This window comes from Vibrio sp. CB1-14, assembly GCF_040412085.2.
Lineage (GTDB): Bacteria > Pseudomonadota > Gammaproteobacteria > Enterobacterales > Vibrionaceae > Vibrio > Vibrio chaetopteri.
This window is the reverse complement of record NZ_CP115921.1, coordinates 1,048,211-1,065,066: the sequence shown is the minus strand read 5'-3', so window position 1 is coordinate 1,065,066 and position 16,856 is coordinate 1,048,211. Positions and strand designations below refer to the sequence as shown.

Below are 16,856 nucleotides of genomic sequence, written 5' to 3'. Positions count from 1 at the left end.
ATTTAACCCAAGCATTCACCCAAACTATGTCACTGAGCGTCAAGTTTATTGACCAAGATACCTAATTTGACCAAGTATGTTACTTGACGGTTTTTTACCTCGAAAAGGAAACATAAAAGTGCTACCAAAGATCATAAAGTTAGCTTAACTCACGCTTCAATCGGACTGGCGTGCGGGACAAAACGTGTTACTTATCTAAGGACAGAACGTAACAGTAACTCACAATACATTGGCAGCAGTTATGATTTAAGTCTTTGTTTACAAACTGACTATAGGATGCAATTAAGATACATCACAGACCTTACCAAGACCCCAACAAATGCACCATGGCGCACATTATTAGTAAGCCTCATAGTGAATCCGATCAAAAAAACCACCAAATTCAAGCTATCGTCAAAGCAAACTGTGCTTTCTGCACATTTTCTCCATAATAGGGTTATAGAATTGAATCACGATATTTAATGCCATAACGATTATGCGAATTACCCTGTTTCAAAAACTCTTCATCTCACTATTTAGTTCGAGCTTGATACTTTTGCTTTCTATGGCATTTATGATCAATTCCAGTTTCAAAGTAGAATTACAAAGCTACTTGAACCAAGAAGAATTACAAAAAGTTGAAACCCTAGCAAAGAGCGTCGCAGGACTCTATTCAGATACTGATGGCTGGCATCCACTTCAGCGCTCACCCAGAGCTTTCGGGTCACTTATACAACAAATCGGCGAAATGCCACCTCCCAAACCTCGACCAGGGGATCCGTGGCGTGTTGAACCAGACTTACCTCGAGTTCGTGATAACAGTCGATCTCACTCGGCTCTTTTCGTGCCTTTAGGCATGCGTATCTACATTCTCGATCAAGATGGTGAATCGCTTTTCAGACGCAACGTTAACCAGGACGAACTAAGCAAGGATCAATTTTTTAGCCGAGTACCAATAGTAAAAGAAGGCAACACGATAGGCTGGCTAGCTGTATTACAAAGCCGCCAAGTCTCAAATAGGTTAGCTGAAAGCTTTATGTATTCTCAAACGGCCAACATTTTTACTGCGACTGTTGCTGCATTTGTTCTAACGCTAATAATTGCATTCATCACGGTTAAGTACCTGCTTACTCCTTTAGGCGCTCTGCACCGAGGAGCAACAGAAATTGCCAACGGCAACCTAGATCACCGTATTGAGCAAATCGGTAATGATGAACTGACGGATCTGATTTCCTCATTCAATCTTCTGGCCGCATCATTGGCTAAGCAAAAGGAGATTCGAGAGCAGTGGCTTTCTGATATTTCTCATGAACTTAGAACACCCGTCGCGGTGCTTAGAGGAGAAATTGAAGCACTGCAAGATGGCATCAGACCAATGGAAACCAAATACCTAGAAGGTCTGCATGCTCAGGTAACGACCCTTACACAGCTTATCGACGACTTACATTCACTGTCGATTTCCAGTGATAGTGCATTTCGAACCAACCACAGAAACGACGTCGTTCTAGCAGACATCATGGATGATTTACTTGCTCGCTTTGAACTCAGATTTGCTTCAAAAAGCTTAAGCGTAGCCAAGGAGTACTCCTCAAGTATCGATACGTCGCTGTATGTGGATGCGAAACTGATACAACAGGTATTTCAAAACCTGTTCGAGAACTGCTTTCGATACACCAATGAAAGAGGGAATATTCGTATCACTCTGCAGTCAAAAGCGAATGAACTGGTCGCTATCATCGAAGACAGCGCTCCTGGGGTACCTGATGAATCGCTGCCCAAATTGTTCGATCGCCTCTATCGCGTAGACAGTTCACGTAGTCGCGCAAGTGGTGGTTCAGGGTTAGGGTTGGCAATTTGCCAGAATATCGTCGAAGCACATCAAGGCACGATAGAGGCCAGCCATTCATCTTTAGGTGGCGTGAAAGTCGTAGTACGCTTACCAAAACAACAATAATTAGAAACTGAATTAGAGGTTTTATGATCCTTATCGTTGAAGACGAGCCATCGCTTGCTCAAGTTATCCAAGACTATCTTAATCACAGTGGTTTTGAATCCCACATGATTGGCGATGGAAACGAAGTGATTGATTGGGTAAAGGAAAATCAACCGGAACTGATCATTCTCGACTTAATGCTCCCGAACCGAGATGGTCTCGATATCTATCGAGAACTAAGAACCTTTAATGACGTGCCAGTCATGATGGCAACAGCAAAAGTCGACGAAATAGACCGCTTAGTTGGATTAGAGCTAGGGGCTGATGACTATATTTGCAAGCCTTACAGCCCAAGAGAGCTCGTAGCGCGCGTCAAAAATGTCCTGCGCCGCAGTCGTTCTCAATCGAGCCAAGAAACGTTGGATGCCGACAAGAATCCATTGCTGAACGTAGACCAACAATTAATGAAAGCCACCGTCACAGACACGGTTCTGCCATTGACGCCAGCTGAGTTCAAACTACTTGCTCACTTTCATCGCCACCCGGGTGTCGTATTCAATCGCGACCAACTCATGGATAGAATCTACTCTGATGGACGTGTCGTTACCGATAGAACAATTGATAGCCACATCAAAAATCTTCGTAAAAAGATCTTCGCAGTTAACTTGGAGTTCGACTGGATAACATCCATCTATGGCGTTGGGTATCGGTTTGAAATTATCGAGACAAGCCAAGATTAATATTCGCGCCATACGTAGTCCAACTAACGGATGCAGTCGCTTCTCAGGCGTATGTATCCACACCCGGCTTTTTGTGCGCTATCTGTTCACCTTGATAGGTTTTCACCACCACCCCTTGCTCATTCTTAATCTTAATGTCGTTTTGGCTACCCAAGGTGGCAGTAGCACCACCCCCATTCGATTTCAAAAAACCGTTAATGTACTTGGTGGTGTCCTTTAAATGCTGCTGAATGTGCGGCTGATGTAGGGCATTGTTGGTTTTCAAGATAGGGATTCTCAGGCGATGATGAGCGTAATATATTCCAGTATTGCGCTGAGGATCTTTATCTTTGATCACGATTTGAATACTTATCAATATTCAAATCGCTAATACAAAAATTCAGTCTGCTTAACCAAAACGCGCGCTCAGTGGCGGCAACGCAATACGCTCATCTCGTAAGCGCTGATCATGGTGATAGGCATCATTCGCAACTACCTTCCACTCCGTTTTGTAGTGTTCTTTCAGCAAGCACACCAACTGATAGAAACTCAAGCGGTCATTGGCGTTGCTATCAAGGTGGTAAAGACCAGGCTCGTTTCTTTCGATAAGCTGCAAAAAGCCCATGGCTGTGTCGTCCATGTGAGACGTAGCTGGATACCAACTTTGGCTAGCGCTAATTAAACCATCTTCTCGCTGCTGCCTTTCAAGGTGTGTGAGCATATTATTGCCAACGGCTTCATCATGGATTTGCCAACCAATTCGCGCAATCATAGCATCTGGATTCATCCGCCAAATCGCATCTTCACAGCGCACTTTATATAGACCGTAGTCATCTTTTGTATTGCGCTCATTGAAGATGCCATAAGGACCATCCACTTCAGCATCAAACACCATAGCGGTGCTGACGAACAGATAAGGGATTTTTTGCTGTGCACAGCGCTTGGCAAGCCATGCTGCCCACTCCTCACTTCCCATCGCCATGTGACACACGGCATCAATCGTTTGGCTTTGCCAGAACGTATTGCTGTCCTGTTCGCTATCAGGCGCAACTTGGTGATGATTCCACTCTACGACATGCCAGCCTCGCTGAGAAAACTGTTTTGCGACTTTTGGGGCAAGGGTGCCGGTGAGTCCGGTCATTAGGATTGTTTTCATTGTGTTGCTCTGCACTTTGTGTTCTTAGGTTAGTTAACCATAAGCGGCATAGAGCTCAATTGGGTGTTTGGGGAAGTCTGATTGGGAGCACGGTTTGTAGGGGTGTGGTTTTGCCGCTTTGGAGCAATTTTGTAAACGATGTGCCCGGTTTGTACGGGAGTGGTATTGGGAATTTTACTGGTAAATTGAGAGTCGATAGAGACGAAGAGCACCCCTCCCAGCCTCCCCTTATAAAGGGGAGGAGCTTACAGGCTCGCTGCGCATCGCCTCATAGTAGTCAGGTGATGTGACGATAGGAACGAGCCTGCTGTTCTCCCCCTTAATAAGGGGGAGCTAGAGGGGGTGCTCTTAAAAAAGCAAAAGCCGAAGCAACAGCTTCGGCTTTTTCACATCAATCAGTCAAACAACCAATTAAACAATACGCAGACCGCCTTGAGCGATTGCGAAACGACGTGCACGAGTGAACGAGTACGCGTTTGTGATACCTTCACCTGTAGGACCTGCGATAGTAAACGTTGAAGTACCTTCAGCGTTGTAACCTACACCAGATAGTGTTGGACCGTTGTGAGCGAAGATAGTTGTATTGATAGCACGACCGAACTTAGTGACGTTCTCGATGTTACCAGAGTAGATACATGCAGAGTGCTTGTTACCACGTTCAGCAGCTACTGCGCGCTCGATAGCTTCGTCGATGTTCGCACAACGAACAACTGGAAGTACTGGCATCATTTGCTCTACGTGTACTAGTGGGTGATCGTTCTCAACAACCATAACCGCTAGACGAGTCTCTGATTCAACACCGATAGACTTAAGGATTTCACCTGCGTCTTGACCAACGTGTTGCTTAACTGGGTGCCATACGCGAGCAATTTCTTGCGCAGTACATGGCTTAGCACCATCGATTTCATCCATAGTTAGGATTTGTGCAGTTAGCTTCTCAGCCTCTACTGCAGAAAGAACGTAAGCGCCCGTTGCTTCTAGCTTAGCTAGGAACTCGTCAGCGACTGCATCTTCAACGAATACTTCTTTCTCACCGATACATAGTAGGTTGTTATCGAAAGATGCACCGCCGTAAACGCCAACCGCAGCTAGGTCTAGGTTAGCAGAAGCGTCAACGATGACAGGTGGGTTACCAGCGCCAGCGCCTACACCTTTCTTACCAGATTGTAGGATTGCTTTCACTAGACCTGGGCCACCCGTACCAACAAGCATGTTGATAAGTGGAGACTTAGCGATTTCATTAAGCGTTTCTAGAGTAGGCTCTTTAACCATAGTGACTAGGTTTTCAGGACCGCCTGCTTCAACGATAGTTTTGTTGATCATGTCGATCATTACCGCAGACACTACTTTTGAAGATGGGTGAACGTTGAACGTTACCGCGTTACCAGACGCTAGCATAGAGATAGCGTTGTTAACGATAGTTTCAGTTGGGTTAGTTACAGGCGTAACCGCACCGATAACACCGTAAGGTGCGCGCTCTTCTAGAGAGATACCGTTATCACCAGACCATACTTTCGTTTCTAGAACTTCAGTACCAGGCGTCTTAGCAGCCGTTAGCTGGTGCTTAGCAATTTTGTCTTCTACACGACCTAGCTTCGTTTCTTCACGAACCATTTTCGCAAAGTCTTCAGCTTTAGCTAGAACTGCACCACGAATAGCAGTAAGGATAGCTTCGCGGCCTTCTTTTGTAGACGTTGCGTAGAACTCAACTTGCGCTTTATGAGTTGCTTCAATCGCAGCGTCCACTGTTGCGAATACACCTTTAGCTTTATTGATATCAAAAGACATAATGATTACCTCGTGAAGAATGAATGGTCTGTATAACTATTTTTATAGAGACAGGCTTTATAAAGACGGAACTCTTGTTGTGCTTACTGTTTAATAACGATGGATTATGTTTGCTCTATCACGGAACGGAGTGATTTGGCTTGCCGTTATTGAATGACTATAAATTAGCCACCCAGCTTCAAGTTGTAACGTCACTGAGAGTCAATATATTTGAACGAACAGAAGCAAAAAGGACACTTTTTACCCACGACGTTACTTGACTTGTTGTAAACACAATTCATTTACTCACAAAATGTTAACCAAGCTCACAAAACCACGTATGAGCTTGCGTAGCACCGACAAATCTCGCTACTTACTTGATACTGGAGTGTATCTGTAACCCCAAAGTAACTTACCTAGCACGGCAATCTAATGTTAACGTTTCATTCAGCAGCAAAATCAATAACCAGCAATACATTAGACGCCAGTGTAAGTTTTTTTGACTCTGGGTGACGTGTTGTTTTTTCCACCGCCGAATACACTAGATACCAACAAATCAGTTCATACCTTTTCAACGATTTCGTGAGGAACGAATATGAAATATCAAGCGCGTTTAGAAGACTCAGTAAAGCAACTAAGTTCTGTATTAGAAGAGCAACAGCGTCTTCTTGCTGAACACAAAGCAAACCAGAACTACGCTGAGCGTCTACAAAACATCCTAACGCCAACTGACGAGCTAACAACAAAAGGCGACGACCTATACATCGGCGGCTGTAAAGCTTCTGACTTGGTTGAGCAATACGGTAGCCCGCTATTCGTTCTTAGCGAAGACACACTACGTGGAAACCTACGTCGCGTTAAAGCAGCATTCGGTTCAAACTGGCCAAAGCCTGTGAACGTGATGTTTGCAATCAAATCAAACACTAACTTTGCTGTTCGTGCTATCTGTCACGAAGAAGGCGTGGGTGGTGACTGTTTCGGTCCTGGTGAAGTTGAAGCAACTTACATCGCAGGTGCGGATCCAAAGACTATCGCACTAAACGGTACTGTTAAGCCTGAGCTTGCTATCCGCAAAGCGATTGAGTACGGCTACGCAGTCCACCTAGACTCGTACGAAGAGATCGAGATTGTTGAGCGTATCGCTCGCGAAGTGAAGCCAAAAGAAAAAGTACGCATCGCTGTACGTCTGAAAGTTATCCCAGAAGATTTCTTCAACGACTTCGAACCAGATGCATACCCATTCCCTAACTTCATCGGCGCGATGAAGTGGATCAAATTCGGTCTGCTAAAAGAAGAAGCGAAGAAGATCATCAACCGCGTGAAAGAAATCGATGTGTTCGAATTCTACGGCTTCCACACTCACCTAGGCCGCTTCTCTAAGCAACCTGAAGGTTGGGATGCGCTATACCGTGAGTATGCACGCAACGTTATCGAAATCTCTCGCGAGTGTGGCGTTCAACCATTCCAAATCGACCTTGGCGGCGGTTGGCCACGTGAGCGTGAGCCAGAGTGTCGTAGCGCTGAGCACATGATGAACCCGAACACTATCGAAGATTACGCGAAAGTAGTGTGTGCAGGTATGCTAGAAGAATTCAACAAAGAAGGCTTCGAGATCCCACAACTATGGCTAGAACCTGGTCGTTACATCGCTGGTAACATCGGTACACTACTAACGTCAGTATACGTAGTGAAAGATGACCAAGAGATGGACTACACCTACACAATGGTTGACGCATCAACTTACCTAGCGACGCTAGTTGAGTCTCAAGAGTCTAAGAACCCTGTTCTACCAGCAAGCAAGATGACTCAACCACTTGTTGAGAAGACAACTGAAATCGCAGGTCCAATCTGTATCCCATCAATCTGGGAAAGCGGTGCACGCATGCCAGCTCTAGAGCCAAAAGACGTTCTAGCTATCATGGATGTGGGTCACTACGCAGAGTCTCAAGCGAGCCAGTTCAACTCTCTACCACGTCCTGCAACTGTGCTAGTTAAAGACGGTGAAGCTGAACTAATCAAGCGTGCTGAAACCGTTGAAGATGTGTTCGCAACTCAAATTCTTCCTGAGCGTCTAAAGCAAAAGAAGAAAAAGCCAGCTGCGAAGAAGCCAGCAACTAAGCGTGCTGTAGCAAGAACGCCTAGCTACGCTAAAAATACAAAGAAAGCGGCATCTGCAAAAGCATAATCAAACTCTGATTTAGCTAATCAAAAGCTCCCTACGGGGAGCTTTTGTTGTTTTAAGGAACCAGAACTTTTCGAAAAGTTAAATTTATCCTTGGCGCCACAGGTCGCTTAGTCTTCGGAATGGTATGTTGCCAATAATGCTGAGTTTCTCCAGCCATTATCAGTAGTGATCCGGATGCTAGATTGAACTCCAATTTCTCACCGGTCGACTTGTGTTTGAGCAAAAATCGCCGCTCACCACCAAAGCTAAGTGAGGCAATCACTGGATTGGTGCCAAGCTCGGGCTCATTGTCACTATGCCAACCATTTGAATCCTGGCCGTCACGATACAAATTGGCGAGTACCGTATTAAACCTATGTTGCGCGTATTGTTCACACAGCGCCTTTAGCTCAGCGAGTTTGGGATACCAGGTCTGAGCCTCTAACTCTAAATTAGAATAGCGATAACTGACATCCCCATACCAAGCTTGAAGTCTCGGGATCGGGTGCACTTTTCCAAACAAGCGAATGTTATCTTGTCGCCAATTTAGCGCGCTTTGTAACTCATGGAACACCGCCTCAGCAGAGTCATGGTCAAACAGTGTTTCAATGTAAAGCAGGCGACCATTTTCAACCTCCTGCCATTCATATTGATGCTCTAGCACGCTCAGCCCCACTATATAGCTCTTAAAATTCGAATGTTTCACCATCCTCTGGAACCGATACTTTGTCAACTAAGCCATGAGCGTTCAACGTTCGCTTCAGCGTTGTTCTATCCACCGGGCAGTGATTCAACGCTTCCAAATGGTTAGCGATAACTTTGCCTGGTGAACGCTTAATAAATTCAATGACCTCATCTGTTGGCATAAGGAGTGGCTGACCAACGTCCATCTGTGCTTGACCCGCTGCAACAACAGTAATGTCTGGCTTAAGCTCAGTGAGTGCCTTATTGACGTCGTTTGTTAGCACCGTATCGCCACTAATGTAGATGCTTGGTTCGTTAGGTAACTCAATATAGAAACCACAACCGTTGGCCATCACTTTATGAATCCAACCATGTCCATGCTGCGCAGGTACCGCAGTAATTTGTCCGCCCAAAAATGGGGTCGGTTGCCACGGTTCCAAAACATTTTCGACAGTCATGCCATACTTTTCCAGGTACGCCTTGTCTTTGCTTGGTGTGGTAACTGGAATCCGGTTTTCAATCAAAAAAGCTTCACCAGCAGGATCTAGGTGATCGCCATGTTGAAGAGGCTTAAAGCCAAAGGTTTGACTGTGCGTCACGAGTGCATGAGTCACTTTAGCAAGTAGCTCATCAGCATTCGCGGGTAGATTTACCGTTGGATTTTTTTCCGCTTTGAATCGAAACACAGAAAACGGAGGCATGGACCCTTTGCTACCCAACATAGGGTCGATAAGAATAAAGTGATCGCCCGATTCAATAACAAATGTCGCGCTTCTTAGATGATGAATTTTCATAGTAACCTCCGATTCTCAAGATGAGTCCATTATGCAGCTGTTGAGAACTGTGCAATACTGTCCCTAGTGCCAACTATCGCTCAAATCAGGCCAACCAATTCATCATTAAGGTTTACTTCTATTTACGGTTTAGTTCTATGCAGCCCTATAAAATCGCGCTAGTTGCGCTCAATGATATTAGTGCTTTTCATCTCTCCGTCCCGTGTCTTGTTTTTCAAGATGTGTTTCTTGGCCAACAGGCTGCGTTTGAATTAACCATTTGTAGCGAAGAGAGTGAGCAAATAACTCTTAGTAGTGGATTTCAAGCCTCGGTAAACGCGGGGCTAGATAACTTAGAGCTAGCAGACATTATAGTGATCCCAGGTTGGCCAAATCATCTACCCGAACCTAGCCATACGCTCATCTCGAAATTAAAGGCCGCTCATAAAAGGGGAGCTATGGTGGTTGGTCTGTGCCTTGGTGCCTACGTATTGGCTAAATCGGGGTTGTTGGACGGTCGACGGGCAACTACCCATTGGGGATACCAGAAGGAGTTCATCGAGAGATTTCCTAATGTCATTATCGATTGCGACCCGCTATTTATCGAACAAGACAATATCATCACTTCTGCGGGCACCGCCGCCTCGCTCGATTGCTGTTTGCACATTGTACGCACTCTTTGTGGCAGCGAAGTCGCGACACAACTTGCTCGGATAATGGTAGCGGCACCGTTTCGAAGCGGTGGTCAGCAGCAGTACATTCCTAATCCAATCGCTAAGCAGCCTGACAAAGTCACCAGCTTTGGACATGTCATCAGTGACGTAGAAAGAAATCTAACCCAAAGTTATGATCTTGATGGCATTGCAGAGCGCTGTGCAATGAGTCGTCGCACTTTTACCCGCCAGTTTAAAGCCGCTTATGGCTGCACTTTTGGAGAATGGCTCCTTAATCGGAGATTGGCACTTAGCCAACAGCTATTAGAGTCAACTGATTACGGCATCGCTACCGTTGCTGAGTTATCGGGTTTTGGCTCCGAGAGTGTGTTTCGTAAGCACTTCTCGCGCAGTTTTAATGCCTCACCATCTCAATGGCGAGTGACATTTAAAGGGGGGTAACGGAAGGTCTCAACCAGGGGGTAAGCGCATATCCCTTGCACTCAACAATAGAATGTGAATACCAGGCCTCAATTGTCATCGAAGCCAGCGTATTCACGCCACTCTGGGATATCACGAGGGTCACCAAACTGGCGAAAGAATCGAACAGAACTTTGTGGCGCCTTACAATCAAACTTATCCTGGCAGTAGTTTGTCAATTTATAGTGACTTTGGTAGCCGTCACTCCAAGCATCATAGGCAAGGTGGGACTGCTTCCAAAACGCATGATCCACCTGCCCTTTGGTTGCGAGAAATGGATAGCTTGGTTTGGATTGTTGGATAGAATAAAGAGCACCGCCATATAAGTTCACCAACTTTGATAACAAGTCAGCGCCGATTTCTTCGATGGTCAGGGCTTTAATTTTCTCAATGTCACCACCGACAAGCGACGCAACTCGCTCAGTTAAGAAATCCATATCGATATGTGGTTGCAACTCATAGGCAAGCCAATTGAGGCGCTCGCCGATTTCATCAAGGAACTCTTGCTTGGTAAACTGCCCCTCGCGAAGTGCTCGGTTGTAGTTAACCACATTTGGATTTTTGCGCGCCAAATAATCTTGGAGCTCAGGGTAGTCATTCAGCGAGGAGTGACTTTTTGCCAGCACGTCCAGTAATGCTTCTTGATTTACGAGCAACTTCCCTAGCTCATTTTTGATACTTTCGTTCATTTCGACCTCATTATTGATTTGAAGGCATGATATATAGAACTGTACATATAATCAACAGCAATGACAAAACACCCTACCTATCAATCTAAAATCCTCCCTGGTTAGCCATTTTATAAATGCTAGGATTTGTGGCCTTCTTTTGTGAGTACCCTCTTTGGCAAAAACAAAAGTTGTGCGGTTGAACTCAATATTGACATCTAAGTCAATATTTTGACTCCTGAATTCTTGTTTTTGATTGCACTTTAATGAGCGAAACCCTAGAATTTTGTGAACACGGTTCAAAAATACAACACGTGTGACTCAAAGCAATTCATATAAAATATCCGAGATAAAGGTTTGAGTGTAGGTAAGAAAACGTCAGGAATTATCAGGCAGTGACGCAACAACAAAAATCCAATCCTCCATCACGCACGACGCAAACACTGAACAGCACCGATGCTCTCGCTATGATCGAGCATGGTGGCGACGTGACATTGACGGTTAATACACCTGTCGGCACTTCTTTTCGCTGTGCGACCCAATTTATTGGTGCTCATTCTGAGTATCGTATTTTGCTGGAAACGCCTAAGATCGATGAAAGTGATCTCAAGTACTTCTTTCAAGAGGGGTTTTGGCTAACAGTAAGAGCGATTTCTCAGCGTGGCGAAGGAGGAATTGTTCAATTCCGCGCACAGCTACTTAATATAGTTGAAGAGCCCTTGCCGATTCTTATTCTGTCTATCCCGCAGTCGATGCAAGTGACCAACCTTAGGAAAGAACCAAGGTATGAAGTAAACCTTGAGGCGATGCTAAGCACTGGGCACAGTCAAACGCGCTGTGAGCTAAGAGATATGTCAAAAAGCGGCTGTCGGTTTATTCTGCCAGCCCTTGGCAAAAGCTTAGTGGTAGGCCAAGAAGTGGCGTTAAACGTTGCAGCAGGCACGCAAAAAGGGCGATACTTCCCGCCACTATCTGGACTTATCTGCAACCAACAAAAATCCAGTCATTACACCGCTTACGGTATCAAATTTGATGAAAAAGGTGAGGCGAATGCCAAAGAGCTGCTCTCCCACCTTAAGTTTGATGGCACAAAACTCAAACTTCGCGCCTAACAGTTAGCACCTAAGCTGCTTAAAAAGTGGAATCGTTAAAAAGCCAAGCATTCGCTTGGCTTTTTAGTTACTTACGCAATGCGTTGAGTCTTGCTTGAGCGATACCAAATATGGTGTCGATGGGGTAACTGCCCTCTAGCGAAGCGGTACCCGCCTCTTTGCCAGTGAAGAGCTCGATCGCTTCGGTCACATGATCGATTGCCCAAATATGGAACTCACCTTTATCGACAGCCTTAACGATGTCAGCACGTAGCATCAAGTTATGAGCGTTAGAGCGTGGAATGATTACCCCTTGCTCGGAGTTACGACCCTTGATCGTGCAAACATCGAAGAAGCCTTCAATCTTCTCATTTACACCGCCAATTGGCTGCGACTCACCAAACTGGTTCATTGAACCTGTAATGGCTATGTCTTGTCGATTTGGTTGACCCGAAAAAGCAGAAACCACAGCGCAGAATTCCGCCATACTGGCACTGTCACCGTCCACGCCACCGTAAGACTGCTCAAAAGTGATCGTGGTTGTGAGTGGTACTTTGGCAGTTTTTCCAAACACAGAGGACAAGTAGGCGGTGAGTATCATGACGCCTTTAGAGTGAATGCTGCCGCCAAGATCGACACTACGCTCAATATCAATCACATCACCGTCGCCGTAGGACGTGGTGGCAGTAATTCGGTTTGGCGCTCCAAACATATGATCGCTGGTCGTTAACACCGAAAGTGCATTCACTTGACCAATCGCTGAGCCTTGAGTGTGGATTAACGTCGTACCATTAATGAAACCTTCCATCACGTTATCTTGCAATCGATTGACTCGCATCTGCTGGTATTCCAATGCTTGGTCGACATGCCCCATACGGATCAAATTAGACTTTGCATTCCGCGCCACATAGTTCGACTCTCGCAGCAAATTGGCAATGTGCGCAGAGTGAAGCGACAGTTTGTTTTGATCACCTGATAGACGCGAGCTGTGCTCAATGATACGAGCAATGGCTTTGCGGTCACAATGCAACATGTTGTTATCATGAACGATACTGGAAATAAAACGCGCATAATGCAGCTCGGAGTCCGCTGTTCGCGGCATTTCATCTTCAAAATCAGCTGTGACTTTGAACAGCTCACTAAACTCTGAATCGTAATGTTGCAGTAGTTGATAGGTACGGTAATCACCAAACAAAATTATTTTCACATTCAATGGAATAGGCTGTGGATCGAGTGATACCGTCCCGGTCAGCGTCACCTCTTTTTCAAGAGAGGTAAAGCTTAGCTGACGTGCACGCAGCGCCCGTTTTAGACCATCCCAAACATATGGCTGCTCTAACACCTTAATTGCATCCATCAGCAGCACGCCACCGTTCGCTCGATGCAAACTACCTGAACGGATTAAAGAAAAGTCGGTGAAGACTGTGCCTTTGTAGGTCGCGGTCTCAATGTAACCAAATAGAGAGTGATAGTTTGGGTTTTCCTCAACAATGATTGGAAAATCACTGCAAGACTGCTTCACAATCAAGTTCACTTTGTAACGTCGCGGGAATTTTTTATCAAGAGAAGCCGTAGCAATTTCTCCCTGCTCATTCCCTTCTTCAAGGAAGATATCAACGTTCTCACAAATATCCTGCTGAAGGGCGCTAAAGTACTTTTTAATTTCTGTGTAACCGTTGTATTCTTTTTTCAGCTTTTTGATCAGGTGACTGATCACCCCAAGGGTCACTTCTTCATTAAGCTTTTGAATGTTATCAGTGAAGGTCTCTTCCCAATCGGTCAGCTCTCTGGCCATACCACGCAGACTCACCTCAAGCTCATCAATGGTGGTACCAAATCGCTCTTGCTCTTCCGGTGGCAGCTCAGAAAAGCTCTCATCAGTATGTAAATCTTCACCATTTAGGGCGACAAATTGGTAATCCCCCTGCGGCGTAATAGTCAGGCTGATGTCTTTCTCTTTCGCCTCTTCGCTGAGCTTTTGCAACTCAACTTGCTGCTTGCGAGCCAAGTCATTTTTGAGTTTATCTGCTCGGCCAAAATAGAGTTCATTGTCAAAAGCCATTGGAATGGCTTTCACCAGTTTCGAAATCAGCTTTTCAACATCTTTCTTCAGCTTCTCACCCATACCACACGGCAACTTTAATACCTGCGGCGTACGAGTATCGGCGAAATTGGCCACATAGCACCAATCATAGAGTGCTTCAGTGTCGTGAGGATGGCGACTTAAATAGCGCAGTATCATGGTACGCTTACCCAGGCCGTTTTGGCCTATCGCGTAGATGTTGTATCCTTTTTCCTTAATAGACATTGCGAACTCAACCGCTTTTTGAGCACGCTCTTGACCGACAATTTCATCAATCGGATCCAGTTCTTTGGTCGACTTGCATGGCAGTTTTTTCAGTTCTGCGGCATGGTATAGCTTGTTAGCTTCGAGTCTTTGAATCGCCATCACCAGCTCCTACTTTTTTCCCTTATTGATTTCAGTTTAGCTGAATTGGCTTTACATTTTAGTGACTTACTAGGTAAATACGTTTAACTGGTGACTTTTTGCACAATCTCCCATTTTTCATCGCACGCCTCATCATGTTTGCTCTCATCTCATTTACTAAGAGAATCAGTTTGGTTATGGTTAGTGCTGGACGTTTCAATTTCAAAGCAATGTACTGAATTAGATGGCTTTGAAACAAGGAGTGATATGGAAAAGATCGTTGCCGCCAGCAGAGTGCTACTTGCCATTGCTATTTTGGCCTTGGCTTGGTCTATCTATATTTTCACCCTCGAAGCCAAACAAGTCAGGGTCGAACTGCCCACTCTAATCAAGCAAATCGACCAAACGGCGCAGCGCATTACTCCCGTGGTCGAAGAAGTACAAAAAATCCAAGCTATCATCCCTAGCATTCTTGAGCAGAGTGAGAAATACCAGCAAGCCATTCCCGAAGTACTCGCAAGAGTTGACGACATGAACCGTCAAATCCCAGTCATTCTCAATGAAGTTCAATCTGTCACAGCGGCCATTCCTCCGATTCTTGAGCAATCAAATCAATGGCATAGCTCTTTACCTAGCCTTCTAGAACAAGTTGAACAAACCAATAAGACGATTAGAGCGACCAACCAGCAAATTGCCGCCACCAACAAACAAGTCCCTGCCATACTGGCCGAGAGTGAAGCGCTGCGCGTCGCGATGCCTGAAGTGATTCGCCAGGCAGAATCTTTAGTACAACAGGCAGAGCAAGCAGGACGTGAAGCCAGTAAAGGGGCTGTTACTGGTGTGATTGGCGGCATATTGTCATCGCCGTTTCAGCTTGTAGACTCGCTCACGTCACAAACCTTCGGAGTCGAAGATAAAAGCTTCTCCGACAAAGACCAACAGCTACACAAGCAAGCGGTAGAAAGCCTCCTCCGTGACCCAAGCGCTGGACAAACCATTCCATGGGAAAATTCCAGTAGTGGTAATTCAGGTACGGTAAGTATCCAATCAACGACTCAAAATGGCAGCTCTACTTGCTATAACATTTTAAGCCGACTTACCATCGCGAAAGGAACTGACAAAGGCACTCACAGCATCGTCACAGAGCGTTGCGTAGTGAGCCAATAACACTATGAAAATACACTATATTGAAGATAGCTCCGTATCCGAAGAGCTCAACCAAGGACTAATCACCATTCTTAGTAGCTGCTTTACTAAGCCTAGTGATAGTCGTTTTAAAACCCAACGCTTTTACAACGAAATGCCTCAGCATCGCTGGTACATAACCGGCGATCATGACCATCACGTTATTGCCCACCTGGCCGTTCATGAGAAGACCATTACTGCTGCGGGAAAAGCAATCCCTATCGCAGGTGTTGCCGAGGTTTGTGTCCACCCAGACTATCGCAAAAAAGGCTTGGCGAAAGCCTTAATCGAAGAAGCCCACCAGTGGATGGAGCAACAGCCGTTTCATTACTCAATACTGTTTGGTCGTGACGAAGTCTACACCTCAAGTGGTTACAAACGAGTCACTAATCTTTCGCTGCTTCCCAATGAGCCTTTGGCTCAGCCTACCCCGGTTTCAGTGATGGTCAAAACGCTGAACCAGCACAGCTGGCCAAAACGAACCGTGCTACTTCCTGGTCTTACTTTCTGATGTTTTTCTACCTGGCGGCGTAAACGTAATTTGTTACTTGCTGCCAGTGATCGATAGCGATACCTCACCGTAACAGACGTCTGCGAATACAAACAAACAAAGGATCACAGATATGAAGACTTTACTAACACGTTCGTTTGCAGCAATGGCAGCGCTACTTCTATCCTTCTCAGCTCTCGCTGATCATCATGGAATGAAAAAAGACATTGTTGACGTTGCGGCTGAAAACGGCTCCTTCACAACACTCGTGGCAGCAGTACAGGCAGCTGGGCTGGTCGACACATTGAAAGGTGACGGCCCATTTACCGTGTTTGCGCCGACCGACGACGCTTTCGCAAAACTGCCTGAAGGCACGGTCGAATCTCTGCTAAAACCAGAGAACAAAGATAAGCTGGTAGCGATTTTGACCTACCATGTGGTGCCAGGAAAAGTGATGGCGGCGGATGTGATGGGACTTGATAAAGCAACGACAGTGCAAGGCTCTGACATCATGATTACGAAGAGTGACGGCAAAGTGATGGTCGACAACGCGACCGTCGTGGCAACTGACGTCAAAGCGAAAAACGGTGTGATTCACGTCATCGATACAGTCATAATGCCAAAATAAATCAAAGCGATTTTGACAAATTGCGGCATTGCAAAGGCCGAAGCTTAACGCTTCGGTC

At 45.7% G+C, this 16,856-nt stretch carries 15 protein-coding genes; 8 read left to right on the top strand and 7 right to left on the bottom strand.

Annotation, left to right across the window (positions count from 1 at the left end):
- Positions 1-553 precede the first annotated feature (553 nt).
- Together PG915_RS20630 and PG915_RS20625 are read left to right on the top strand one after the other, a co-directional pair.
- Entirely contained in the window at positions 554-1,933 is a 1,380-nt protein-coding gene (locus tag PG915_RS20630) for an ATP-binding protein (protein WP_353498876.1), read from the top strand.
- A gap of 23 nt (positions 1,934-1,956) precedes the next feature.
- Positions 1,957-2,652 (top strand): response regulator, encoded by a 696-nt coding sequence (locus PG915_RS20625; protein WP_353498875.1) that lies wholly within the window; start codon positions 1,957-1,959, stop codon positions 2,650-2,652.
- Positions 2,653-2,695: 43 nt separating this feature from the next.
- On the opposite strand, the gene PG915_RS20620 is transcribed toward PG915_RS20625, so the two are convergent.
- The 3 genes from PG915_RS20620 to PG915_RS20610 all read right to left on the bottom strand — a co-directional run bounded on the left by PG915_RS20620 (position 2,696) and on the right by PG915_RS20610 (position 5,575).
- Positions 2,696-2,989: a hypothetical protein gene (locus tag PG915_RS20620; RefSeq protein ID WP_353498874.1), complete on the bottom strand. Its 294-nt coding sequence runs from the start codon at positions 2,987-2,989 to the stop codon at positions 2,696-2,698.
- A 51-nt stretch (positions 2,990-3,040) separates the two neighbouring features.
- Positions 3,041-3,787: a sugar nucleotide-binding protein gene (locus PG915_RS20615; protein ID WP_353498873.1), complete on the bottom strand. Its 747-nt coding sequence runs from the start codon at positions 3,785-3,787 to the stop codon at positions 3,041-3,043.
- 411 nt (positions 3,788-4,198) lie between these two features.
- Positions 4,199-5,575 carry an aldehyde dehydrogenase gene (locus PG915_RS20610; RefSeq protein WP_353498872.1) on the bottom strand — a complete coding sequence of 459 codons (1,377 nt, stop codon included), beginning with the start codon at positions 5,573-5,575 and terminating at the stop codon, positions 4,199-4,201.
- A 574-nt stretch (positions 5,576-6,149) separates the two neighbouring features.
- Here PG915_RS20610 and PG915_RS20605 point away from each other — a divergent pair.
- Positions 6,150-7,739, top strand: coding sequence for a diaminopimelate decarboxylase family protein (locus tag PG915_RS20605; protein ID WP_353498871.1), 1,590 nt, complete (start codon positions 6,150-6,152; stop codon positions 7,737-7,739).
- A gap of 52 nt (positions 7,740-7,791) precedes the next feature.
- On the opposite strand, the gene PG915_RS20600 is transcribed toward PG915_RS20605, so the two are convergent.
- A complete protein-coding gene (locus PG915_RS20600) occupies positions 7,792-8,388 on the bottom strand; it encodes an alpha-ketoglutarate-dependent dioxygenase AlkB family protein (protein ID WP_418643013.1) in 597 nt (198 codons plus the stop codon).
- Between the two features lie 16 nt (positions 8,389-8,404).
- Complete coding sequence (locus PG915_RS20595; RefSeq protein ID WP_353498869.1) at positions 8,405-9,196, bottom strand: MBL fold metallo-hydrolase; 792 nt, start codon at positions 9,194-9,196, stop codon at positions 8,405-8,407.
- Between the two features lie 137 nt (positions 9,197-9,333).
- Between PG915_RS20595 and PG915_RS20590 the strand changes: the two genes are divergently transcribed.
- A complete protein-coding gene (locus PG915_RS20590; RefSeq protein WP_353498868.1) occupies positions 9,334-10,290 on the top strand; it encodes a GlxA family transcriptional regulator in 957 nt (318 codons plus the stop codon).
- Positions 10,291-10,358: 68 nt separating this feature from the next.
- Here PG915_RS20590 and PG915_RS20585 read toward each other — a convergent pair whose 3' ends face one another.
- Entirely contained in the window at positions 10,359-10,997 is a 639-nt protein-coding gene (locus PG915_RS20585) for a hypothetical protein (protein WP_353498867.1), read from the bottom strand.
- A gap of 446 nt (positions 10,998-11,443) precedes the next feature.
- On the opposite strand from PG915_RS20585, the gene PG915_RS20580 reads away from it, so the two are divergent.
- Positions 11,444-12,088 carry a flagellar brake protein gene (locus tag PG915_RS20580; protein ID WP_418643014.1) on the top strand — a complete coding sequence of 215 codons (645 nt, stop codon included), beginning with the start codon at positions 11,444-11,446 and terminating at the stop codon, positions 12,086-12,088.
- A gap of 67 nt (positions 12,089-12,155) precedes the next feature.
- Here the strand turns inward: PG915_RS20580 and PG915_RS20575 are convergent, their stop codons facing one another.
- The gene (locus PG915_RS20575; protein WP_353498865.1) at positions 12,156-14,516 is read right to left on the bottom strand and encodes a Lon protease family protein; all 2,361 of its coding nucleotides are present in this window, start codon (positions 14,514-14,516) and stop codon (positions 12,156-12,158) included.
- Positions 14,517-14,762: 246 nt separating this feature from the next.
- Here PG915_RS20575 and PG915_RS20570 point away from each other — a divergent pair, with 246 nt between their 5' ends.
- The 3 genes from PG915_RS20570 (at position 14,763) to PG915_RS20560 (ending at position 16,798) form a co-directional block, all read left to right on the top strand.
- A complete protein-coding gene (locus PG915_RS20570; protein WP_353498864.1) occupies positions 14,763-15,662 on the top strand; it encodes a hypothetical protein in 900 nt (299 codons plus the stop codon).
- Positions 15,663-15,666: 4 nt separating this feature from the next.
- Entirely contained in the window at positions 15,667-16,191 is a 525-nt protein-coding gene (locus PG915_RS20565; RefSeq protein WP_353498863.1) for a GNAT family N-acetyltransferase, read from the top strand.
- 145 nt (positions 16,192-16,336) lie between these two features.
- Entirely contained in the window at positions 16,337-16,798 is a 462-nt protein-coding gene (locus tag PG915_RS20560) for a fasciclin domain-containing protein (RefSeq protein ID WP_353500176.1), read from the top strand.
- Positions 16,799-16,856 lie beyond the last annotated feature (58 nt).